The sequence below is a fragment of the Faecalibacterium prausnitzii genome, from assembly GCF_019967995.1.
Classification (GTDB): Bacteria; Bacillota; Clostridia; order Oscillospirales; family Ruminococcaceae; genus Faecalibacterium; species Faecalibacterium prausnitzii_E.
In genome coordinates this window covers 1-22,015 of record NZ_CP065377.1, presented here as the reverse complement: position 1 = coordinate 22,015, position 22,015 = coordinate 1, and the positions used below count along the sequence as shown (strand labels likewise).

The 22,015-nt window shown below is 59.7% G+C and carries 18 protein-coding genes; 4 read left to right on the top strand and 14 right to left on the bottom strand.

The genetic code is table 11. The features are described from left to right. Window positions 1-27: 27 nt before the first annotated feature. From I5P96_RS00085 to nifJ, 5 genes are all read right to left on the bottom strand, one after another. Window positions 28-990 (bottom strand): hypothetical protein, encoded by a 963-nt coding sequence (locus I5P96_RS00085; RefSeq protein ID WP_223382653.1) that lies wholly within the window; start codon window positions 988-990, stop codon window positions 28-30. 33 nt (window positions 991-1,023) lie between these two features. Continuing rightward, on the bottom strand, window positions 1,024-1,662 hold the full coding sequence (locus tag I5P96_RS00080; RefSeq protein ID WP_118553910.1) for a rhomboid family intramembrane serine protease: 639 nt from the start codon (window positions 1,660-1,662) through the stop codon (window positions 1,024-1,026). 274 nt (window positions 1,663-1,936) lie between these two features. Then, window positions 1,937-2,239 carry a hypothetical protein gene (locus I5P96_RS00075; protein WP_223382652.1) on the bottom strand — a complete coding sequence of 101 codons (303 nt, stop codon included), beginning with the start codon at window positions 2,237-2,239 and terminating at the stop codon, window positions 1,937-1,939. 6 nt (window positions 2,240-2,245) lie between these two features. Continuing rightward, complete coding sequence (gene mgtE / locus I5P96_RS00070) at window positions 2,246-3,817, bottom strand: magnesium transporter (RefSeq protein WP_223382651.1); 1,572 nt, start codon at window positions 3,815-3,817, stop codon at window positions 2,246-2,248. A 961-nt stretch (window positions 3,818-4,778) separates the two neighbouring features. Continuing rightward, window positions 4,779-8,324: a pyruvate:ferredoxin (flavodoxin) oxidoreductase gene (gene nifJ, locus I5P96_RS00065; protein ID WP_223382650.1), complete on the bottom strand. Its 3,546-nt coding sequence runs from the start codon at window positions 8,322-8,324 to the stop codon at window positions 4,779-4,781. 368 nt (window positions 8,325-8,692) lie between these two features. Between nifJ and I5P96_RS00060 the strand changes: the two genes are divergently transcribed. The 3 genes from I5P96_RS00060 (at window position 8,693) to I5P96_RS00050 (ending at window position 10,696) form a co-directional block, all read left to right on the top strand. Further along, complete coding sequence (locus tag I5P96_RS00060) at window positions 8,693-9,244, top strand: NUDIX domain-containing protein (RefSeq protein WP_097791266.1); 552 nt, start codon at window positions 8,693-8,695, stop codon at window positions 9,242-9,244. Next, window positions 9,241-9,927 (top strand): RluA family pseudouridine synthase, encoded by a 687-nt coding sequence (locus tag I5P96_RS00055; RefSeq protein WP_223382649.1) that lies wholly within the window; start codon window positions 9,241-9,243, stop codon window positions 9,925-9,927. Before I5P96_RS00060 ends, I5P96_RS00055 begins: the two co-directional genes overlap by 4 nt. A gap of 85 nt (window positions 9,928-10,012) precedes the next feature. Continuing rightward, a complete protein-coding gene (locus I5P96_RS00050) occupies window positions 10,013-10,696 on the top strand; it encodes a GntR family transcriptional regulator (RefSeq protein ID WP_223382648.1) in 684 nt (227 codons plus the stop codon). A 118-nt stretch (window positions 10,697-10,814) separates the two neighbouring features. Here I5P96_RS00050 and I5P96_RS00045 read toward each other — a convergent pair whose 3' ends face one another. The 8 genes from I5P96_RS00045 to dnaN form a co-directional block, all read right to left on the bottom strand. After that, window positions 10,815-11,417 (bottom strand): hypothetical protein, encoded by a 603-nt coding sequence (locus I5P96_RS00045; protein ID WP_223382647.1) that lies wholly within the window; start codon window positions 11,415-11,417, stop codon window positions 10,815-10,817. Between the two features lie 340 nt (window positions 11,418-11,757). Beyond that, the gene (locus I5P96_RS00040; protein WP_223382646.1) at window positions 11,758-12,339 is read right to left on the bottom strand and encodes a manganese efflux pump MntP family protein; all 582 of its coding nucleotides are present in this window, start codon (window positions 12,337-12,339) and stop codon (window positions 11,758-11,760) included. A 327-nt stretch (window positions 12,340-12,666) separates the two neighbouring features. After that, complete coding sequence (gyrA, locus tag I5P96_RS00035) at window positions 12,667-15,240, bottom strand: DNA gyrase subunit A (RefSeq protein ID WP_097791271.1); 2,574 nt, start codon at window positions 15,238-15,240, stop codon at window positions 12,667-12,669. A gap of 157 nt (window positions 15,241-15,397) precedes the next feature. Further along, complete coding sequence (gene gyrB / locus I5P96_RS00030) at window positions 15,398-17,392, bottom strand: DNA topoisomerase (ATP-hydrolyzing) subunit B (protein WP_097791272.1); 1,995 nt, start codon at window positions 17,390-17,392, stop codon at window positions 15,398-15,400. 144 nt (window positions 17,393-17,536) lie between these two features. Beyond that, on the bottom strand, window positions 17,537-17,788 hold the full coding sequence (gene remB, locus I5P96_RS00025) for an extracellular matrix regulator RemB (protein WP_223382645.1): 252 nt from the start codon (window positions 17,786-17,788) through the stop codon (window positions 17,537-17,539). A gap of 45 nt (window positions 17,789-17,833) precedes the next feature. Further along, on the bottom strand, window positions 17,834-18,955 hold the full coding sequence (gene recF / locus I5P96_RS00020; RefSeq protein WP_223382644.1) for a DNA replication/repair protein RecF: 1,122 nt from the start codon (window positions 18,953-18,955) through the stop codon (window positions 17,834-17,836). Between the two features lie 3 nt (window positions 18,956-18,958). Further along, complete coding sequence (locus I5P96_RS00015; RefSeq protein ID WP_097791275.1) at window positions 18,959-19,174, bottom strand: RNA-binding S4 domain-containing protein; 216 nt, start codon at window positions 19,172-19,174, stop codon at window positions 18,959-18,961. Between the two features lie 10 nt (window positions 19,175-19,184). Then, window positions 19,185-20,291, bottom strand: a complete 1,107-nt coding sequence (dnaN, locus tag I5P96_RS00010; RefSeq protein ID WP_097791276.1) for a DNA polymerase III subunit beta — start codon at window positions 20,289-20,291, stop codon at window positions 19,185-19,187. A gap of 49 nt (window positions 20,292-20,340) precedes the next feature. On the opposite strand from dnaN, the gene I5P96_RS14155 reads away from it, so the two are divergent. After that, a complete protein-coding gene (locus tag I5P96_RS14155; RefSeq protein WP_255535672.1) occupies window positions 20,341-20,472 on the top strand; it encodes a hypothetical protein in 132 nt (43 codons plus the stop codon). A gap of 220 nt (window positions 20,473-20,692) precedes the next feature. On the opposite strand, the gene dnaA is transcribed toward I5P96_RS14155, so the two are convergent. Continuing rightward, entirely contained in the window at window positions 20,693-22,015 is a 1,323-nt protein-coding gene (dnaA, locus tag I5P96_RS00005; RefSeq protein WP_005929139.1) for a chromosomal replication initiator protein DnaA, read from the bottom strand.

Here is a 22,015-nt window from a genome sequence, read left to right as displayed (position 1 = left end):
AGCCGCGTTGCGGCTGCTTTTGTTTTTTCAGAACGTCCGGAACTTCGCCGCCAGCACCGACAGCACGATCTTGGGGTTGACCTGCGCGCCGATCTGCTGCATCGCCGCATCGGCGGCTCCGAGGGCCTTCCGGGCGGTCTCACCCTCCACCGGGGAATGAGAGCTGCCACGCAGCCCGGCGGCGGCTACGGCCCGGAAATCGGCCAGCAGGGCCGATGCACCGGCTTTGTCCTTTTCATAAGCGGCCAGCAGCACCGCTGCCGCATAGCTGTCTCTGGCCGCCGCGGCTTTGGCCAGCGCCAGCGCCCGGTCCACCTGCTCACGGCGGGCTTCGTCCCGCGCAGCGGCCAGCACGGTGCCGATGTGCCCATCGAACAGCGCACTGTACAGGGCCGCATCCTTTGCGCCCACGCCCTGCGCGGTGCAGTAGCGGGCGCAGTCCTCCGGGGAGACCGGGGCCACGGCAAAGCTGATGCAGCGGCTCCGGATGGTGGGCAGGACGTCTGCCAGCGAATCCGCCGTCAGCAGAAAGAGCACACCCTCCGGTGGCTCTTCCATGACCTTCAGCAGCGCATTGGCCGACTCCTCGTTCATCCGCTCCACATGGTAGAGCAGGACGGCACGGCCCTCTGCCGAAAGGCTGGTGTTGAAGATCTCCGACCGCATGGCCGTGACCTGACCGACCAGATACCGCCCACCGGACCCCATGCCGGTGACGGAAATGGCCTCCCGCACGATGCCGGTCTCGATCTGGCCGCTGTCCCGTTTGCCCGCCTTGGCCACCGCGCGGCAGCATTCGCCCCGCAGGAGCGCTTCTGCGGGCGCACCGCCCTGGGGGTAGAGGTAATCCGCCGCCACACAGCGGGCCGCAAAACCGGCTCCCAGGCCCGCTTCGCCCACCAGCAGGACGCTGTGAGTCAGACGCCGGCCCTCCAGCATCCGGCGGATGCTGGACTTCAGTTCTTCATTTCCCGCAATGCGTTCTAACATGCTGTCCTCTGTCTTTCCTGTTTTCTCCCGCACTCAGCGGCGGTTCTTCCGTTTCCATTGCTCCCGGCGGACCCAGGCACGGACACTGCGCCAGGCCTGCGGGCCGAAGAAGACGACGAAGTTCAGCATACAGAGCAGATAGTTCAGTTTTCCCATCATGCCGGACCCCAGAAAGCTGAGCGCCCACAGCGCCGCCGCAAACCAGCCGAAGTACTTGACCCGGATGGGGATGACGAAGAAGAGGAGCACCTGCACCTCCGGATACAGCATCGCAAAGGCCAGCAGGAGCGAGAGCGACAGGCAGTAGGTATCGGCATAGCCCGTCAGCAGGCAGGCCGCCACTGCGCCCACCATGCCCAGCAGGAGATACAGATTGAAGCGGAAGTCGCCCCACTCTTTTTCCAGTGCGCTCCCGATGAACCAGGTGAAGTAGATGCCCAGGATGACGCTGAGCGGCCCGCCGCCCGAAAACGGCACGAACACAAAGGTGATGACCCGCCAGACCTGCCCCATCAGCAGGGCCGTGCGGCTCAGGCTCAGATAAAGCGAGACATACTGATTGACGAACAGTTCCACAGCATAGACCAGGACCTGTGCACCCACCAGGATCGAGATGAGGTTCGGGATGCAGATGCGGCCATACTTCCGCTCCAGTTTGGTTAGCCAGTTCATAGGGGAACGCCTCCATGCTCGTAAGATTCCGGCCCCGGCTTGGGGGCCGCTGTTTTTCTCATTGTATCATGTTTGGCAGGGCCATTCAAGAAAATCCCTGTGAACAAAAGGCGGCTGGCTGTCGCTGCCGCCTTCTGCTAAAACAGCCGGTTGTATCCATTTTTGTGCCTTCCAAATGGACTTATCCACTTTTTCCACCGGGTTTTCCACTGAATTTGTGAAAAAGAGGGCCAGTTTCCCACGATGTTTTCCACTTTTTCCACCGAGTTTTCCACTACTCCACCGTTTGGTTTTTATACGTGAAGTATTTCCCGGCATTTTCCATGGTGGTTTCTGGGGAGAAATGCGGGAGCTTTTTCTTTTTTCCAAAAGAAAGTCGAGCCGTTTTCTTTTCTTTTTTCACCGGCTCTTCCCAGCTGTAAAGTGCTTTCTCCCCGCTGGAATGCAGGGCGGTCAAGTTTTCCACATCGGATGGGGCGGATTTTCTTCGTGTTGAAAACCGTTGGAAAACCCGACTTTTCCACAGAAAAAGAGCGGCTGCATCTGCGGAGTCCCGGCAGATGCAGCCGCTCTTCAAGTTTTCTCACATCATATTCCGGAACACGATCTGCGCGATCTGGAAGTACAGGATCAGGCTGCACGCATCGACGATGGTGGTGATAAACGGCGTTGCCATGATGGCCGGGTCGGCACCCAGCTTCTTGGCAGCCAGCGGCAGCATACCGCCCACCAGCTTGGCCAGGATGACGCTGAAGAAGAGCGATACACTGACCACGATGGCGTAACCGATGACATTTTCGTACTGGCCGGGGAAGAGGAAGGTGTACATCAGATAGATGCGCAGGCCGTTCACGATGCCCAGCACCGCGCCCACGATGGCAGAGACGCGGATCTCCTTGCCCAGAACGCGGAGGAAGTCGGCCGGTTCCACCTCACCCAGCGCCAGACCGCGGACCATCAGAGTGCTGATCTGGTTGCCGCAGTTGCCGGCGGTGTCCATCAGCATGGGCATGAAGGAGACCAGCAGGGGCAGGCTGACGAAGGCTTCCTCGTAGTGGGTGGTGACCATGCCGGTGAAGGTGGCCGACAGCATCAGGATGAGCAGCCAGGGGATGCGCTGCTTGGCGTGGGTCCAGACGCTGGTGCCGAAATAAGTCGTTGCATCGTCATCCGGCAGAATGGCCGCCATCTTCTGCATATCCTCGGTGGACTCGTCGGTCAGAACGTCGATTGCATCGTCGATGGTGATGATGCCGACGAACATGCCCTCGTTGTCCAGGACCGGCATGGCCGTGAAGTCGTAGCGCTGCATCTCACGGGCCACATACTCCTGATCGTCCGTGACCTTCACGGCAACGACGTTGTCGTCCATGATGTCGGCAATGGGGGTCTGGGGGTCTGCCAGCAGCAGGCTGCGGGCAGACACAACGCCCAGCAGACGGTTCCGCTCGACGACGTAGTTGGTGTAGACCGTCTCGGCGTTCTCGCCCTGACGGCGGATGGCGGCCAACGCATCGCTGACGTTCATCTCCTTGCGCAGACGGACGTATTCGGGCGTCATCAGACTGCCGGCCGAGCTTTCGGGGTAGTTCAGCAGCTTATTCAGACTCTCACGGGTCTGCTTGGAAGATTTCTCCAACACCCGTTTCACAACACCGGCGGGCATATCTTCCAGCAGGTCGGCGGCGTCGTCCAGGCTCATCTCCTCGATGGCGCTGACCAACTCCACATCCGAGAACGCATTGACGAGGTCATCGCGGGCCTCATCGGACATATAGGCAAAGGCCTCGGTCGCCACTTCCTTTTTCAGCAGGCGGAAGACCACCAGACGGTTGTTTTCGTCCAGTTCTTCCAGCAGCTCGGCCAGGTCGGCGGGCTGCTCTTCCTCAGTGACTTCGCGCAGCTTGACATACTGCTTTTTCACCAGCATTTTCAGCAGGCGGCTCTTGGTCAGCATTTCGGGGTTGGCCTTGACCTCTTCGTCGCGGGCCTCTTCTTCTTCGGCGTCCCGCACATCCTGCTTGAGGTCTTCGGTGGCCTCCTCGTTCAGGTCCTCGGCCAGCTTCCGGCGGACTTCCGCAGGGATATCTGCGGGCAGTTCGGGCACCGGGAGCGATGCTTCCGGGGCCGCGCTCTTTTTTTCTTCCAGTTCCATTTGTGTTCCTCCTTACCGTTTCCGGCGGATCGGACAGCACACAAAACAAAAAGCGCCGCCTGCTTCCCGCAGCGAGCCGTTCTGCCCGCTGCGCGCACCAGGCTGCGCCCTTTCTCCCCGCTGAGAAGTGCCCACACAGCACCTCTTACCGGGCAAAAAAGGCGAACGCAGCTGCTTTTTCGTTCTGCTGTGCCGCAGTTGATCCGTGTCTTCGACTATGATCCGGGTCCATTGTCCTGCGTTCACCTCCTAAAAATCTTATCCACTTTTTATTATAGCGTCCGCAAAAAGGCCGGTCAACCCTAAAACCGCCGAAAGCAGAGGGAAATTTCCGTCAAAAACGCAGAAAGCCCTTTCCAGCGCTTGCGGAACACTGGAAAGGACTTTCTGTTCGGATATTGCCTTGGTGTGAGGAGGAATCATGTACAAGGAATCGGTTGCGGCCCCGGTTCCTTATGTTCGTAGTATAGCACCGAATGCGCGGTTTTTCATGAAAAACCTATGAAGAAAGTGTAAAATAGCCCGCCGCACACAAAAAATACGCCCCGGTCACCGTTGCCGGTGAGCGGGGCGCTAAAAACGAGATCCGTTTTTGACTGAGGCAAGATCCCTGCAAGGCAGGTCTTATGCTTCAGGCGGAACAAGGTATCTGCGAACAGACCTTATGTTCCTGACACACGCGGGGTGTGCTTTCAAGGACCCTCGCGGGCGCTTTGGTATTTCAAACACCCGGCCCCGCTGCGGATCACTGCCGCAACAAGGGCGTGGGAAAATGAAATCAGAGACTTGTTGTGCGGAAAGCGTTGTCGCTTTTGTGCACGTTCTTCTTTTACCGCTGCCGGGGCCAGATCAGCCACAGTTTCGCACTGCTGCGTTGCGCAGTAACCGCCAGTGCGGAGCAGCCGCCTTTCGGACTAGGGTGCCGCTGCGGCGCGTTCCGGCCCAAAACAGGGGAGAAAGATTACTTGTACAGCTCGACCAGACGAGTCAGATGCTCGTAACGATCGTTTGCGACCTGCTCGTTGCGTGCGAACAGCTGCTTTGCGCGCTCCGGGAAGGCACGGGTCAGGCGGCTGTAACGGGTCTCGTTTGCCAGCAGAGCCTGGTACTTCTCGGCATCGACTGCCTTGGAGGTCAGAGTGAACGGGTTCTTGCCCTGAGCCTTGTTGGCCGGGTTGAAGGTGAACAGGTTCCAGTAACCAGCCTCGACAGCCTTCTTCATCTCGTTCTGGCAGTTGGTCATACCGCCCTTGACACCGTGCAGCTCGCAGGGAGCGTAGCCGATGATCAGAGACGGGCCGGGATAAGCCTCAGCCTCGGCGATCGCCTTGACAGCCTGGTTCATGTTGGCGCCCAGAGCGATCTGAGCGACGTAGATGTAACCATAGGTCATTGCGATCTCGGACAGGCTCTTCTTGCTGATCTCCTTACCAGCAGCAGCGAACTGGCAGACTTCACCAATGTTGGAAGCCTTGGATGCCTGTCCACCGGTGTTGGAGTACATCTCAGTATCGAAGACCATGACGTTGACATCCTCGCCGGAAGCCAGGACGTGATCCAGGCCGCCGAAGCCGATGTCGTATGCCCAACCGTCGCCACCGAAGATCCAGACGGACTTCTTCGCGATGAACTCCTTGCTCTTCAGGATCTCAGCGGACTCGGTGCAGCCAGCGGCAGCAGCCTTCTCCAGCTCAGCGATCAGAGCCTTGGCGGGTTCGTCGTTGGCCTTGGTGTTGTTCTTGGTCTCCATGAACTTGTCGAATGCAGCCTTCAGCTCAGCGGAAGCCTTGTCAGAACCAGCGACCTCAGCGATGCGCTTGATCAGGTTCTCACGGACGGTCTTCTGGCCGAGGTACAGGCCCAGACCATGCTCAGCGTTATCCTCGAACAGGGAGTTGCACCATGCAGGACCATGGCCGCTGTCCTTGTTGACGGTGTACGGAGAGATGGAAGCAGTGCCGCCCCAGATGGAGGAGCAGCCGGTAGCGTTGGAGATGTACATCTTCTCGCCGAACAGCTGGGTGATCAGGCGAGCATAAGAGGTCTCGGCACAGCCTGCGCAGGAGCCAGAGAACTCCAGCAGCGGCTGGTTGAACTGAGAACCGATGACGGTGTCGTCAGCAAACTTGCCGGGCTTCTTGGAGATGTTGGCGACGCAGTAGTCGAAGACTGCCTGCTGGTCGGCCTGGCTCTCCTGAGGAACCATGCTGATGGCCTTGGTGGGGCAGACGGTGACGCACTCGCCGCAGCCCATGCAGTCCAGAGGAGACACAGCCATGACAAACTTGTACTCGTTTGCGGGCTTGTTGTCGCGGCTCTTGGTCTGTGCGGGAGCAGCAGCCAGCTCGTCAGCAGTCAGCTGGAAGGGACGGATGGTTGCGTGAGAGCACACGAATGCGCACTGGTTGCAGCCAACACACTTGGAAGCATCCCACTCCGGAACGTTGACAGCGGTGCCGCGCTTCTCATATGCAGAAGCACCCTGCTCCCACTCGCCGTTTGCATTTGCAACGAAAGCGGAAACGGGCAGGCTGTCGCCGTCCATACGAGCGATGGGCTCCATGACGTCGCGGATCTGCTTGACCAGCTCCGGACGGCCGGTGAGAGCCTTGGGTGCGGGATCAGCTTCGGGGTTGGACCAGGAAGCGGGGACGTCCACCTTGTGGATGGCGTCAACACCAGCATCGATGGCCTTCCAGTTCATCTCGACGACGTCCTGGCCCTTCTTGCCGTAGCTCTTCTGAGCGGCCTGCTTCATGAAGTTGACAGCGTCCTCGATGGGCATGACGTCTGCCAGCTTGAAGAAAGCAGACTGCAGGATGGTATTGGTGCGCTTGCCCATACCGATCTCGATGGCCTTATCGATGGCGTTGATGGTGTACAGCTGAATGTTGTTGTCAGCGATGTACTTCTTGGCCTCAGCGTTCAGGTGCTGGCCCAGCTCCTCATCGGACCACTGGCAGTTGATCATGAACACGCCGCCGGGCTTGACATCCTGGACCATCTTCATGCCCATGTGGATGTAAGCGGGGTTGTGGCAGGCCACGAAGTCAGCCTGGTTGATGTAGTAGGGGCTGCGGATGGGCTTGTCGCCGAAACGCAGGTGGCTGATGGTCACGCCGCCGGTCTTCTTGGAGTCATACTGGAAGTATGCCTGAACATACTTGTCGGTATGGTCGCCGATGATCTTGACGGAGTTCTTGTTTGCGCCGACGGTGCCGTCGCCGCCCAGACCCCAGAACTTGCACTCCTTGGTGCCAGCAGCTGCGGTGATGGGAGCGGGCTTGACTTCGGGCAGGGACAGACCGGTGACATCATCGGTGATACCCAGGGTGAAGCGCTCCTTCGGCTGATCCTTCTCCAGCTCCTTGAACAGAGCGAAGATGGAGGACGGGGGAGTGTCCTTGCTGCCCAGGCCGTAGCGGCCGCCGGTCAGGACGACATCGTTCATGCCGGCCTCACGCAGGGTAGCAGCAACATCCAGGTACAGAGGCTCGCCCAGGGAGCCGGGCTCCTTGGTGCGGTCCAGAACTGCGACCTTCTTTGCAGTCTTGGGCAGGACCTTCAGCAGAGCGGAAGAGACCCAGGGACGATACAGGCGGACCTTGACGATACCGACCTTCTCACCCTTGGCGTTCAGGTAATCGATGACCTCATCTGCAACGTCGCAGACAGAGCCCATAGCGATCATGACGCGGTCTGCATCGGGAGCGCCGTAGTAGTTGAACAGATCGTAGTTGGTGCCCAGCTTTGCATTGATCTTGGCCATGTACTTCTCGACGACTGCGGGCAGTGCGTCGTAGACAGAGTTGCAGGCCTCACGATGCTGGAAGAACACGTCGCCGTTCTCGTGGGAACCGCGCATCTTGGGGTGCTCAGGGTTCAGTGCCTTGGCGCGGAACTCCTCAACAGCCTCCATGTTGCACATTTCCTTCAGATCAGCGTAATCCCACTTCTCGATCTTCTGGTACTCGTGAGAAGTACGGAAGCCATCGAAGAAGTTCAGGAAGGGGACCTTGCCCTCGATTGCTGCCAGATGGGCAACCGGGGACAGATCCATGACTTCCTGCACGCTGCTCTCGACCAGCATTGCGAAGCCGGTCTGGCGGCATGCCATGACGTCGCTGTGATCACCGAAGATGTTCAGGGACTGGGTAGCAACGGTACGTGCCGAAACATCGAACACGCAGGGCAGCTGCTCTGCAGCGATCTTGTACATGTTGGGGATCATCAGCAGCAGGCCCTGAGAAGCGGTGAAGGTGGTGGTAACAGCACCTGCACCCAGAGAGCCGTGCACAGCGCCGGCAGCGCCGGCCTCAGACTCCATCTCGACGACCTTGACCTGGTTGCCGAAGATGTTCTTCTGGCCAGCTGCGGACCACTGGTCCACAGAGTCAGCCATCGGAGAAGACGGGGTAATGGGGTAGATGGCAGCCACGTCCGTGTAGGCATATGCTACATGAGCGGCAGCGGTATTGCCATCCATGGTTTGCTTTGCTCTAGGCATTTTTCTTCCTCCATTGTTCAGAATTTGGTACCTTTTGCGCGGGGCAATAAGCGCCCCGGCGGGGCCGGAGAACCCCAAAAGGCACTATTGCTCGTATACTATAATAACAAATTCCGCTTCTAAAGTAAACGCAAACCCACTGGCAAAACGCAACAAAATTTCACGATTTTTTTTGTTGGTTTTTTACGCTTGTGTTTTTGGTGGGATTCATTCTTGCAGAATTTTAAGTTTTTGGCCAATGGAGCGATTTTTTCTTAACTTTTCCTTAATTTTGAATTGACAATCGTACAGGAAATGCCGTAAACTGGAACCAGTGATTTATCCGGGCCGGAGCAGGCTCCGGCTCGTTCAGAAAGGACGCAGAAACGATGGACGCAGCACATTTTGAGAAGAAACTGACCAGCGAGGTGCTCTTCGAGGGCCGGGTCATCACCCTGACTAAGGACACCGCCCTGCTGGAGAACGGGAAGACCGCCACCCGCGAAGTGGTGCATCACCACGGCGGTGCCTGCATCGTGCCTTACTTTGAGGACGGCACCATCTGCATGGTGCGCCAGTTCCGCTATGCCATGCAGCAGGAGCTGTGGGAGCTGCCCGCCGGCAAGCTGGAAGCGGGCGAAGACCCCTTTGAAGCCGCCAGGCGCGAACTGGAAGAGGAATGCGGCCTGACCGCCGAGCACTACACCTCGCTGGGCGAATTTTACCCCACCGTGGGCTACGACACCGAGGTCATCTACACCTGGGTGGCCACCGGCCTGAAGGAGACCCACATGCACCTGGACGCCGACGAGTTCCTGACGCCCGACCGTGTGCCGCTGCAAAAAGCCTATGAGATGGTCATGAGCGGCGAGATCAAGGACGGCAAGACTGTGGCAGGCGTGCTCAAGCTGAAGGCCCTGCTGGACGAGGGCAGACTGTGATCCTCTATCAGGATGCGGCCCTTGTGGTCGTGAACAAACCGGCAGGCCTGTCCAGTGAGGCCGGCCTGCCCGCCCGGCTGCGGGAACTGTGGGGGCAGCCGGACGCCTATGTGGGCATCGTGCACCGGCTGGACACCGGTGTGTCCGGCCTGATGGTCTGTGCCAGGACTCCGAAGGCCGCCGCCGCGCTGACACGGCAGATCACCCAGAGCCAGGAAGCCTACGCCGTGCTGGACGGCCGGGCTGCACCCACCCAAAATACGCTGCCCGCACCGGTCTTCACCAAGCAGTACCGGGCCGTCCTTGCCGGAGCACCGGACGAAACGCTGCCGGAACACGGCATCCTGCGGGACTATCTGTTCAAGGACAGCCGGAAGGGCCGGGTCTTCCCGGTCAGCCGCCCGCGCAAAGGGGTGCGGGAAGCCGTGCTCGAATACCGCATCACCGCCTCGAACGGAACCCTGAGCCTTGCAGACATCACCCTCCACACCGGGCGGACCCATCAGATCCGGGTGCAGTTCGCCTCCCGGCGGCATCCGCTCTGGGGCGACGGCAAATACGGCAGTCATTTCAAGGGAACCATTGCACTGCAGAGCGCACGGCTCTGTTTTCTGCACCCGGAGACCGGGGAGCCGATGGAGTTCGCATTGGAAAAGCCGGAGACCGCGCCATGGAACATTTAGCATCCGCCTTTGGCAGGTCGGTCCACTCTATTTTTTCGCCTTCGGCTTGAACACAGCCGGGCCTTGTTGTCTGGGGAACGAAGCTATGGAACAACAAACGTACAAAACAGACGCCGCGATCTATGATGTGCTGGAGCGGGAGATCATCGACCTGACCATCCGCCCCGGAAGCTCGCTGAGCGAGAACCCGCTCTGCACCCGGTTCGGGGCACCGCGGTCGCTCATCCGGGTCGTTTTGCAGAAATTGCAGGAAAACGGGCTGGTGAAGATCGTGCCCTACAAGGGCACCACCGTCACCCGGCTGAACCGCGAGATCGTGGAGGAGCTGATCTACGAGCGCACCGCCGTGGAGGCCCGTGTGCTGCGGGATTTTTCGCCCCGGTGCACTCCGGAACAGCGGGCGCTCATCCGGAAGCGGGCCGCTGCTTACGAGGCTCTGGCCCATGCCGAGCACCCGGACTTCAACCGTCTGTACGAGGCCGACCGCCTGCTCCACGAGACCTGGTTTGCCGCCATGGGGAAGATGTACCTCTGGCGGACGTTGCAGAACGCCCACGCCGACTACAGCCGGTTCCGGATGCTGGACACCATCACCAGCGGCGGGCTGGCCGAGGTCATCGCAGACCACACCAACCTCATCGACGCCATTGAGCGCTGCGACATGGCCGCATTTGAGCCGCTGGTGGAGCGGCACCTCTACGGCGGCATCCGGCGGCTTGGCTCCAAGCTCACCGAGGAATACGCCGACTATTTTGAACCGGAACCATAAAACTTGCGCTTCAACCACAAAAGGACCCGCGCCGCAGGGCATTCACTCTGCGGCGCGGGTCCTTTTTCTGTGGGGTCGGAGAAAACGCCTGGCCCTGGGGGAAGGGCCGTAGGCATGGTTACAGTTTGTCGTTGGCGCGGTTCAGCACAAAGCTGCGGGTCTCGTGCTGGGCAAAGTACGGCGTATACTGGATGCCGATCTGCTCCCAGTTGCTCGGAACGACCGCATAGATCTTGATGCAGCCCGTCTCCTTCGGGTTCAGGTTATCCCGCACACCGTAGCTCTTCAGGCCGGTCTCGTCCGTCAGATAACCGATCTCCGCATGGCCGATCTTGCCGCTGTCCGACGTCATCTTGAAATCGCTCTTGCCCAGCGTCTCATACTGGTTGTTATAGATTGCCTTCAGCACCTCGGCCAGTTCGGTCTCCGTGGTATTTCCCATCTTGACCGTCTGCTCCGACTGATTTTCCAGCCCGATGCACACGGTGATGAACGTTTTTCCTGCATAGTTCCCGACCATGCCCGAAATCTTATCCTGGCGATAGCCCAGCAGCTTTACGTTCACTCCATTGATCTGTGTGGACTCACCCACACCGTATACGGTGTCTTTCGATCCCCCGCCCGATGGGGAGCATCCTGCGAAGATGCCGGATGCAGTCACAGCCAGCGCAGCAGCACCTGCACACTTCAGAAAAACGCGGCGGCTCATATTGGTTGCCATATTCGGTACCTCCTTTGAACGGTCTGGTATTTCAACATTTCCAACCATTGTTGGAAATGTTGTTCTCTGCCCTGAGCATATCAAATCTCCGGAGGTTTTGCAAGCGAAATCTGCACCAAAAAACGGCCGGGCTGCGTTTCTTTGTACGAAATTTCAGCAAAGAAACTTTGCCGTTTTCTCAAAGCCGCAGAAATTGCGCACGAACCGGCAAAAAACACAGCAGCTCATCCAAAGGCCCCCTGCATTTCTTGGCCACTGTGCCGAAAATGCAGGAGGCCGTGCTGCGGCGCCTGTGCGAAAGATCTTTTTACGAACACAAGGCTCAGTGAAAACGTTTCCGTCAAAGGACGCCGGTGAGGAAGATCTCCAGACCGATGCCGATGAGGATGACGCCGCCCAGAATGGATGCCTTGCCGGCCAGCTTGGTGCCGAATTGTTTGCCGATGTGCAGACCGGCCATGCAGAGGACGAAGGTGACTGCGGCGATGATAACAGATGCCGCCAGCGCCATCGTCCAGTCGTACTCCGAGATGGTGAAGCCGACGGAAAGGGCGTCGATGCTGGTGGCCACGCCCTGCACGAAGAGGGCACCGGCGCTCAGCTCAATGGCCTCCTCGGTCTCTTCGCCCCTGATGCCCTCCAACAGCATCTTGCCGCCGATGTACGCCAGCAGGATGAGGGCGATCCATGGGATGAACATCTCAAAGGACGAGAACAGCTCGACAATGGTGTGGACGCAGACCCAGCCCGTCATGGGCATGACTGCCTGAAACACACCGAAGGTGCCCGCGATGATGCACATCCTCCTGACGGACATTTTGGGGTCGTGCAGGCCGTTCGCCATCGAGACCGAGAACGCATCCATGGCAAGGCCCACGCCCAGCAATACACTGTTGAAGAAAAACAAGAAATTCCATTCCATACAAACATGCCTCCTAAATCGGACCGGAATCTGGTGCGGCAAAAACAAAACCCGGAATCGGTGCGCGTACACGTCCGATTCCGGGTCATTTTCTACTTCCGGACTCCATGTGTTGGGCGTGGTACTCGCACCAAAACACATGAGTCTCGCAAATGAAAGCAAGCCAGACCGCGACCGGCGGCCATTGTGTTGACTTGCTGCGCCGTCTGCAAACAGCGCCTGCTACTCCCCCATGGGATTTGTGATTGTTTGGTTATTTTATCACACGTTCTGGGCGAAGTCCAGACTAACTTTCCCTCTCAGGCCGAAGCCTTCCGGGCTTCGTGCTCAATTTTCAGGGTCTGCTTCGGGGGTCTCCGCAGCCGAGGCCTCGTCGGCAGCTTCCATCGCGGCCAGCTGCTCGGCGGTGGGTTCATCGCCCTCCTCCGCCTCAATGGCTGCGGTCTGGGCCTCGTCGTCGTGGTCGGTACGGGCCAGGACCATGACCTTGTCGCTCTCTCCCAGGCGCATGACGCGGACGCCGGAGCCATAGCGGCTCTGCACCGGGATGGAGTCGGCATGGAAGCGGATGATGATGCCCTCCTGACTGCTCAGCAGGATATCGTCCACATCATCGACGATCTTGACGGCTGCGACCTTATCCTTGGACGCATCGTAGTTGCGGATGCCCTTGCCGCCGCGGGCCGTGATGCGGTAGGTGTCGATCTCGGAGCGGCGGCCCTTGCCGTTTTCGGTCACGGTCAGGACAGTCGCGCCCTCGCGGCAGATGCAGACGCCGACGACCTCGTCGCCCTCGGCCAGCTTGATGGCACGGACGCCGTGGCCGCTGCGGCCCATCGGGCGGGCATCCTCCTCGTTGAAGCGGATGGCCTGGCCGTTGCGGGTGGCGACGATGAGCATATCGTGGCCGGTGGTCAGGCGGGTCCAGGCCAGCGCATCGCCCTCGTTCAGGGCAATGCCGATCAGGCCGGAACGGCGGATGTTGGCGTACTGTTCCAGCGGGGTGCGCTTGATGAGGCCCTGCTTGGTGACCATCGTCACGAAGCCGCCCTCCTGTTCTGCGTCCTTGCTCTGGCAGATCATGTTCGTGACCTTTTCGCCTTCCGCCAGCTGCAGCAGGTTCACGATGTTGGTTCCCTTGCTGGTGCGGCTGCCCTCGGCGATGGTGTAGCCCTTGATGCGGAACAGACGGCCCCGGTCGGTGACGAACAGGACATAATCGTGGGTGGAACCGACGAACATCTCCTGCACGATGTCTTCTTCCTTGCGGGTCATGCCGGAAATGCCGCGGCCGCCGCGCTTCTGGGCCTGATAGGTGGCCTTGAGCTGGCGCTTGATATAACCGGCTTCGGTCAGGGTATAGACGCACTGCTCCTCGGCAATGAGGTCTTCGATGTCCACTTCGCCGTTCACGGTCTCGATCTCGGTGCGGCGCTCGTCACCGAAGCGCTTCTTCATCTCCAGCAGCTCATTCTTGACGATCTCCAGCACACGGGCGTCATTGGACAGGATGTCCTCCCAATCCCGGATCTTAGCCTGCAAAGCACCCAGCTCTTCCTCGATCTTCAGGATCTCCAGACCGGCCAGACGGCCCAGCTGCAACTTCACGATGGCGTCGGCCTGCGGGTCATCAAAGCCGAAGCGCTCCATGATGGCGGTCTTGGCCTCACTCATGCCGCCCTTGCAGGCGCGGATGGTGGCGATCAGTTCGTCCACGATGTCGGTGGCCTTCTTCAGACCTTCGAGGATGTGGGCGCGCTCCCGTGCCTTCTTCAGGTCATACTGGGTCCGGCGGCGGACGACCTCATCCTGGAACTCGACGTACTTCTGGATCATCTGCTTCAGGGTCAGAACCTTCGGCACCTTGTGGTCGATGGCCAGCATGATGACGCCCACGGTATCCTGCAGCTGGGTGTACTGGTACAGCTGGTTCAGGACGACCTGGGGATTGGCGTCCTTGCGCACGTCGATGACGATGCGCATTCCCTTGCGGTTGGTCTCATCGTTCAGGTCGCTGATGCCCTCGATCCGTTTGTCCTTAACGAGGTCTGCAATGTTCTCGATGAGGCGCGCCTTATTGACCATGTACGGGATCTCCGTCACGATGATCTGGGCGCGGCCGTTCTTCTTTTCCTCGATGGTGGCACGGCCGCGCAGGGTGATCTTGCCGCGGCCGGTGGCGTAGGCAGCACGGATGCCGCTGCGGCCCATGATGATGCCGGCGGTGGGGAAGTCCGGGCCTTTGATATGCTCCATCAGGCCGGGCAGGTCGATGTCCGGGTCTTCGATATATGCCACACAGCCGTCGATGACCTCGCTCAGGTTGTGGGGCGGGATGTTGGTGGCCATGCCGACCGCGATGCCCTGGCTGCCGTTGACCAGCAGATTCGGGAAGCGGCAGGGCAGAACGCTGGGTTCCTTCTTCGTCTCATCGAAGTTGGGGTCCCAGTTGATGGTATCCTTGTCGATATCGGTCAGCATCTCGACGGCCATCCGGCTCATGCGGGCCTCGGTGTAACGGTAAGCAGCCGGGGGGTCGCCATCCACGGAACCGAAGTTGCCCTGACCGTCCACCAGCGGATAGCGCAGCGAGAAATCCTGCGCCAGACGGACCATGGCATCGTAGACCGATGCGTCGCCGTGGGGGTGGTAGGAGCCCAGCACCGCACCGACGGTATCCGCCGACTTGCGGTAGGGATGGCTGGGGTCGTTGCCGCGCTCGTGCATGGTGTACAGAATGCGGCGGTGGACCGGCTTCAGACCGTCGCGCACATCGGGCAGCGCACGGGACACGATGACCGACATGGAGTAGTCCAGGAACGCCGTCTCGATCTCTTTCTTGACGTCGCGGATGATCTTTTTGGTACCGCTGCCCGGTATCATCACAAAATCTTCTTCCATTTTTTCCTCCGTAGGATCAACCCTCTCAGTCAATGCCCTGCGGCATTGACAGCTCTCCCAAAGGGCGAGCTTTTTTGCGTGAGAAGGGAACGTTTATCTTTTGCCGATAAGCTCCCCCCCTTAGGGGGAGCTGGCGCGTCAGCGCCTGAGAGGGATATCAGACATCCAGCTTTGCATACTGTGCATTCGCCTCGATGAAGCGGCGGCGGGGCTCGACCTGGTCGCCCATCAGGATGGTGAAGGCTTCGTCGGCCTTTTCGGCATCCTCAATGGTGATCTGCACGATGACGCGGTTGTCGGGGTTCATGGTGGTCTCCCAGAGCTGTTCCGGGTTCATCTCACCAAGGCCCTTATAGCGGTTGACCTTTGCGCCCGGCATTTCCTGCGAGAGCACGGCCATCTCGGCGTCGTTGTAGGCATACTTGATGGTGCTGCCCTTCTGCACCTTGAACAGGGGCGGCTGGGCAACGTAGACATGGCCCTGCTCGATGAGGGGGCGCATATAGCGGAAGAAGAAGGTCAGCATCAGGGTGCAGATGTGCGAACCATCGACATCGGCATCGGCCATGATGAAGACTTTGTCATACCGCAGCTTGGAGATATCAAATTCCTCGCCGATGCCGCAGCCCAGCGCCAGCACGACCGGCATCAGCTTATCGTTGCCGTAGATGCGGTCGGCACGGGCCTTTTCGACGTTCAGCATCTTGCCCCAGAGGGGAAGGATGGCCTGGATGGCCGAGTCCCGGCCCATCTTGGCCGAGCCGCCTGCAGAGTCGCCCTCGACGATGAAGATCTCGGTGCGGGAGGGGTCTTTCTCGCGGCAGTCGGCCAGCTTGCCGGGCATCCGGCTGGTCTCCAGCGCACTCTTGCGGCGGACCAGTTCGCGTGCCTTTTTGGCAGCGGCGCGGGCGCGGGCGGCCTGGGTGGCCTTTTCGAAAATAGCCTTGGCCACGCCGGGGTTCTCCTCAAAGAACTCCATCAGCTTGGTGTAGACCATGTTGGAGACGAGGGTGCGGATCTCGGTGTTGCCAAGCTTCGCCTTGGTCTGGCCCTCGAACTCGGCCTCCTGCAATTTGACCGAAATGACGCAGATGAGGCCCTCGCGGACATCGGAGCCGGACAGGTTCTCATCCTTGTCCTTCAGCAGGCCGTGGCTGCGGCCGTAGTCGTTGAAGACACGGGTCAGGCTGGTGCGGAAGCCCTCTTCGTGGGTGCCGCCGTCCGGGGTGTTGACGTTGTTCGCAAAGCTCAGCACCAGCTCGTTGTAACTGGAGTTGTACTGCAATGCGATCTCGGCCATGCCGCGGTCGGTCTGCCCCTTGAGATAAATGACGTTGGGATGCAGAACTTCGAGGTTCCGCTTCTCGTTCAGGTAGGTGACGAAGCTCTTGATGCCGCCCTCGTAGCACATGACCTCGGTGCGGTAGCAGGGGTCGCCCTCCTGGCCGTCCTCCAGAACGGGGGTGTACAGCTCGCGCTCATCGGTCAGGGTGATCTTGACACCGGCGTTCAGGAAGCTCTCCTCACGCAGACGCTTTTCCAGTGTCTCGAAGTTGTAGACGGTGGTATCCTTGAACATCTCCGGGTCCGGCTTGAAGGTGACGCGGGTGCCGGTGACGCCCGGCTCCACGGTACCGATGCACTTCAGGGGGCCGTCCGGGTCGCCGCGGCGGAAGGTCTGCTCATATTCGTGGCCGTCGCGGCGGACGTTGACGGTCAGCCACTCAGAGCAGGCGTTGACGACCGATGCGCCGACGCCGTGCAGGCCGCCGGCCACCTTGTAGCCGGAGTTCTCGCCGCCGAACTTGCCGCCGGCGTGGAGGATGGTATAGACGACGGTGACAGCGGGCAGGCCGGTATCCGCCTGGATATCCACGGGGATGCCGCGGCCGTTGTCGGTGACCTGGATGATGTTGTCCTTCAGGATCTTGACTTCGATGTGGTCGCAGTAACCGGCCAGAGCCTCGTCGATGGCGTTGTCCACGATCTCGTAGACCAGATGATGCAGGCCCCGCTCACCGGTCGAGCCGATATACATGCCGGGGCGCTTGCGCACAGCCTCCAGGCCCTTCAGGACCTGGATCTCGCTGGCGTTATACTCGTGGTCCGTTGCGGTTTCCGCGTTGGTGCTGGTGATGATTTCCTCTGCCATATCCTTTCTCCCTTTATCGTTAGATTTGAATGGCCTGCTTTTCCGGCATTGCACTGCAATGCCGGCTCCCCAAAGCGGGAGCCTCCGGCAGGCCGGATTCGTTGATTTCATTTTGCCTTCGGCTCATTTTCACAGCCGGGCCGTTCAGAACGGCGCTTCCGTTCTCTTTTTCATCGCAGCGCTGGACAGCTCCGAAAGATACACGGTATCCACCGGTGCATCGGCCAGCACATAGCACTGGGGCAGTTCTTCCGAAAGGCTGACCACCGCGCCGTTCTTCTGGGCGTAGTTCAGAAATTCCCGCCCGCGGGGGGAGATGGTGGTCGTCTCCAGATTGAAGATGCCGATGACGTCCCGGTCGTTCAGGACATAGTCGCGCCCCAGATGAATATACATTTCGTATTATCTCCAGTTTCAGCACTGTGATTGTGAGAGTGCCAATTACAGTTTGGTCAGCACCCCGCCGTTCATGCGGTAGACCTCGCCGTCCGTCTTGAGGAAGGCGGTATCGTCGCAGCTGGTGACGAAGGTCTGCTTTTCCCGCATCCGGGTCAGCAGATACTGCTTGCGGCCGTCGTCCAGTTCGCTGAGCACATCGTCCAGCAGGAGCACCGGGTGTTCGCCGGTGATGGACGCTGCGGCAGCAGCTTCGGCCATTTTCAGGCTCAGCACCACGCTGCGTTGCTGTCCCTGACTGGCGAACACTTTGGCAGGCTGACCGTCCAGAAGAAGTTCCAGGTCCTCCCGGTGGGGGCCGCAAAGGCTCTGCCCGGCCCGCAGTTCCTCGTTCTGCCGGGCCCGCAGCAGAGCGGCCAAACCGCCCGGCTCGAACTGGGCCGCATAGCGCAGCTCCATCCGCTCCGCTCCATGGGAAAGCTCGGCGTAGTTGGCGCAGGCGAGGGGGCCCAGCTGTTCCAGGTAGGCCCGCCGCCGCCGCTGGATGGCCTCGCCCTGCATAGCAAGCTCGGTGTTGAGCACTTCCAGCAGGGCCGTCTTTTCGGCGTAGGGCCGTTCCGGCGTGGTGCTGGAATGGCGCAGCAGCGCATTTTTCTGCTGCAATGCCCGGACATAGCGGCGGTAGATGGTCAGGTAACCGGGGTAGAGCTGGCACAAGGCAGCATCCAGAAATTTCCGGCGTCCCTCCGGGGCACCTTTGACAAGGCTCAGGTGTCCGGGGTCAAAGACGACGGCCGGAAAGCTGCCTGCCAATGCCGCCGCCCGTTTGGGCGGGGCACCGTTCACGGCGGCGTACCGCCCCGGCCGGGCGGAATCCGGCATTCCGATGGTCATCCGGACGCGGTTCGGCGTGTCCGGTTCCTGCTCTTCCTGCTGTGCCCGGAGGGTGGACGCTTCCAGCACGGCGAAGGGTTCGCCCCGCCGCACCAGTTCGGCGTCCTTGCCGCCCCGGAAGCTCTTTCCGCCGGTCAGTAGCCAGATGGCTTCCAGCAGGTTGGTCTTACCCTGGCCGTTGTTGCCGCAGATGACGGTCAGCTCCCGGCCCGGCGTCAGGCTGGCCGAGGCGATGTTGCGATAATTTTGAACTTCCAGTGAGAGCAGACGCATGGTTTACTGTCCCTGGCCGATGGTCACGCTCTGGCCGTCCAGTTCGACGACATCTCCGGCGCGGCACTTTTTGCCCCGCATGGTGCAGACTTCGCCGTTCACTTTGACGGCACCGTTCTGCACCAGCTCCTTGGCTTCGCCGCCGGTCTCGCACAGGCCCGCATATTTCAGCAGGGCATCCAGCTTGATAAATTCCGTATGGATGAGAATTTTTTGCATATTACGCCTCTCAATCGTTCTTGAAACGGACGGGCAGGACGAGGTACAAAAAGTCGTTCCCCTCGGCGGGCAGGACCTTGACCGGGCTCAGCGGGCCGCTGATCTCCAGCCGGACCTGCTCGGTGCGGGCATTCCGCAGCGCATCCAGCAGATAGCGGTTGTTGAAGCCGATTTCCACATCGTCACCTTCGCATTTGGCATTGAACTCGTCCACAACGCGGCCCAGATTGGTCTGGCAGCGGACCACGACTTTACCCTCTGTAAAACTGATGCGGAGGGGATTTTTTAGACGCTCTGTAATAATCAGGGACGCGCGCTCGATGGTCTCGATAAATTCCTTGGTGTCCAGCGTCACACGGGTGCGGCTGCCGTCCGGGATGACATTGTGATAGTTGAGGAATTCGCCCTCGATGAGGCGGCTCATGATGGTGTAACCGGCGGTCATGAAGACGACATACCGGCGGTTGGCACAGATGTGGACGGCTTCCTCGTCGTCGTTGGCCAGCAGGTGGGAGACCTCGTTCATGGTCTTGCTGGGCACGATGATCCGGATGTCCTTCACGGCCTTGACCGGGCGCTCGACGATGGCCAGACGGTAGCCGTCCAGGGCCACCACGGTCAGTTTATCGGGCAGGATCTCGAATAATTCACCGGTATGCGCAGGTTTTTTCTCATCCTGACTGACGGCATAGAGGGTGCGGTCGATCATATCGCGCAGTACGCCGGTGGGGATGTTCAGGGTCTCCTCGGCGCCGGTGTTGGGCAGCTCCGGGAAATCGGTGGCCGACATGGACTGGATCTCGAACTGGGCCACACCGCTCTGGATGGTGGTTTTGCCGTTTTCGGCAGACTGGATCGTGATCTGACCGGAGGGCATCCGGCTGACCATGCTGCTGAGCAGCTTGGCATTCAGCACGATCTCGCCGGGCTCCTTGACATTGGCCTCGATGGTGGTCACGATGCCCATTTCGAGGTCGTAGCCGGTCAAAGTCAGTTGAAAACCTTCGGCTTTCAGCAGGATGCCTTCGAGCACGGGGATGGTGGAGCGGAGGGTGACGGCTTTGGAAACGCCGTCGATGGCTGCGCTCAGCAGGGTCTTATCGCAGATGATGTTCAATCTATCGTCTCTCCTTATTTTGGATTCGTGTATTCAGGAAGTCTTTCGCATGGAATGGCTGCAAAACCGTCTTCTGTATATTGAACTTGTTGTAGTAACCGTAGTAGGGGGTGGGGAAGATGTTGAAAAGTCGGAAAGTGTCTGGTTTCATGCGGGGCAGGGGTTTTCCACGGGGTTGTGAATGGGTCGTGGAAGAAGTGTTGAATCGTGTGGTCGGCGGTTTCTTTCCACATCCGATGTGGATTGTGGGTGTTAAATGTTGAAAACTCTGTGGAAAGAGTGGAAAGATCCGCCCCTTTGCCACAACATCTTGTTCCAGTTTTCCCCGGAAGGCCCCTTTTTCTCCCTTATTTGGTGGTTTGCCGCCTGAAATAGTATGACTTTTGCAGTATTCTTCGGGTTTACGCCTTGACGTTTTTGATGATGTCGCTGACCGTCTCGCGCAGGTGCTGGTCGTTCTTCATGTCCCGCTCCATGGTCTTGAGGGAGTAGACGATGGTGGAGTGGTCCCGGCCGGAGAACTCGCGGCCGATCTCCTCCATGCTCATGCCGGTGACTTCGCGCAGGATGTAGATGGCGACGCGGCGGGCGGAAGCGACGTTGGCGTTCCGCTTGGTGCCGCGGATGTCGGCGGGGGAGACGTTGAAGGTGCGGGACACCTCTCCCACGATCTTCTCGATGGTCACGGGCACCGGCTGGGTCTCGTTCAGGATGTCCTTGATGGCATTCTGCGCCACGCTGATGACGGGCTGGATGCCCTCCAGCATGTAGTAGGCGTTGAGCTTTTTCACTGCGCCTTCCAGCTGGCGGATGTTGTTCTTCAGGTGGTTGGCGATGAACTCCGCCACATCTTCGGGCAGGTCAAGGTGGAGCAGCTCGGCCTTGCGCTTGACGATGGCCACGCGGGTCTCGAAATCCGGCGGCTGGACATCGGCGGTCAGGCCCCACTCAAAGCGGGTGCGCAGGCGCTCTTCCAGGCTCTTGATCTCCTTGGCCGGGCGGTCGGATGCGATGACGATCTGCTTGTGGGCGTCGTGCAGGGAGTTGAAGGTGTGGAAGAACTCTTCCTGGGTGGACTCCTTGCCCGCAATGAACTGGATATCGTCCACCAGCAGCAGGTCGGCCACGCGGTACTTCATCCGGAAGTCCTCGGTGCTGCCCGCGCGGATGGCGGCGATCAGCTCGTTGGTGAACTGCTCACAGGTCACGTACATGATGACGAAATCGGGGTGGGTGCGCTTGATCTCGGTCTGGATGGCTGTCAGCAGATGGGTCTTGCCCAGACCGGAGCCGCCGTAGATGAACAGCGGGTTGTAGGCGCCGGAAGGGTTGGCCGCGACCGCTTGCGCAGCAGCAAACGCAAACTGGTTGGACGGGCCCTTGATGAAGTTTTCGAAGGTGAACTCGTAGTTGCCCTGCGGGGAGGCGGGGTTCGCCTCGTACTGCTGCGCCAGCACGACCTCATGCGGCGGGGTGCTGGGCACCACGAGGGTGATGTCCACATCAAAGCCCAGCACGGTCTTGAAGGCTTCCTTGAGCAGGCCGAGGTAGCGGTCCGTCACGATCTTGCAGATGAAGTCGTTCCGCACCGAAAGGGTGATGTGGCTTGAGTCCTCGAAGCTGATGGGCTCCAGGCCATCGATATAGAGATTATAGGTCGGCTCGGCCATCTGCGTTTTGCAGTACGCCTGCGCGGCCTCTAAAACGTCCTTGAAAGAATCCAT

Coding starts and splice junctions, on each gene's coding strand:
- I5P96_RS00085 (WP_223382653.1), bottom strand. CDS start 990: ATGTTAGAACGCATTGCGGGAAATGAAGAACTGAAGTCCAGCATCCGC.
- I5P96_RS00080 (WP_118553910.1), bottom strand. CDS start 1,662: ATGAACTGGCTAACCAAACTGGAGCGGAAGTATGGCCGCATCTGCATC.
- mgtE (WP_223382651.1), bottom strand. CDS start 3,817: ATGGAACTGGAAGAAAAAAAGAGCGCGGCCCCGGAAGCATCGCTCCCG.
- nifJ (WP_223382650.1), bottom strand. CDS start 8,324: ATGCCTAGAGCAAAGCAAACCATGGATGGCAATACCGCTGCCGCTCAT.
- I5P96_RS00060 (WP_097791266.1), top strand. CDS start 8,693: ATGGACGCAGCACATTTTGAGAAGAAACTGACCAGCGAGGTGCTCTTC.
- I5P96_RS00050 (WP_223382648.1), top strand. CDS start 10,013: ATGGAACAACAAACGTACAAAACAGACGCCGCGATCTATGATGTGCTG.
- I5P96_RS00045 (WP_223382647.1), bottom strand. CDS start 11,417: ATGGCAACCAATATGAGCCGCCGCGTTTTTCTGAAGTGTGCAGGTGCT.
- I5P96_RS00040 (WP_223382646.1), bottom strand. CDS start 12,339: ATGGAATGGAATTTCTTGTTTTTCTTCAACAGTGTATTGCTGGGCGTG.
- gyrA (WP_097791271.1), bottom strand. CDS start 15,240: ATGGAAGAAGATTTTGTGATGATACCGGGCAGCGGTACCAAAAAGATC.
- gyrB (WP_097791272.1), bottom strand. CDS start 17,392: ATGGCAGAGGAAATCATCACCAGCACCAACGCGGAAACCGCAACGGAC.
- remB (WP_223382645.1), bottom strand. CDS start 17,788: ATGTATATTCATCTGGGGCGCGACTATGTCCTGAACGACCGGGACGTC.
- recF (WP_223382644.1), bottom strand. CDS start 18,955: ATGCGTCTGCTCTCACTGGAAGTTCAAAATTATCGCAACATCGCCTCG.
- I5P96_RS00015 (WP_097791275.1), bottom strand. CDS start 19,174: ATGCAAAAAATTCTCATCCATACGGAATTTATCAAGCTGGATGCCCTG.
- I5P96_RS14155 (WP_255535672.1), top strand. CDS start 20,341: ATGGAATGGCTGCAAAACCGTCTTCTGTATATTGAACTTGTTGTAGTA.
- dnaA (WP_005929139.1), bottom strand. CDS start 22,015: ATGGATTCTTTCAAGGACGTTTTAGAGGCCGCGCAGGCGTACTGCAAA.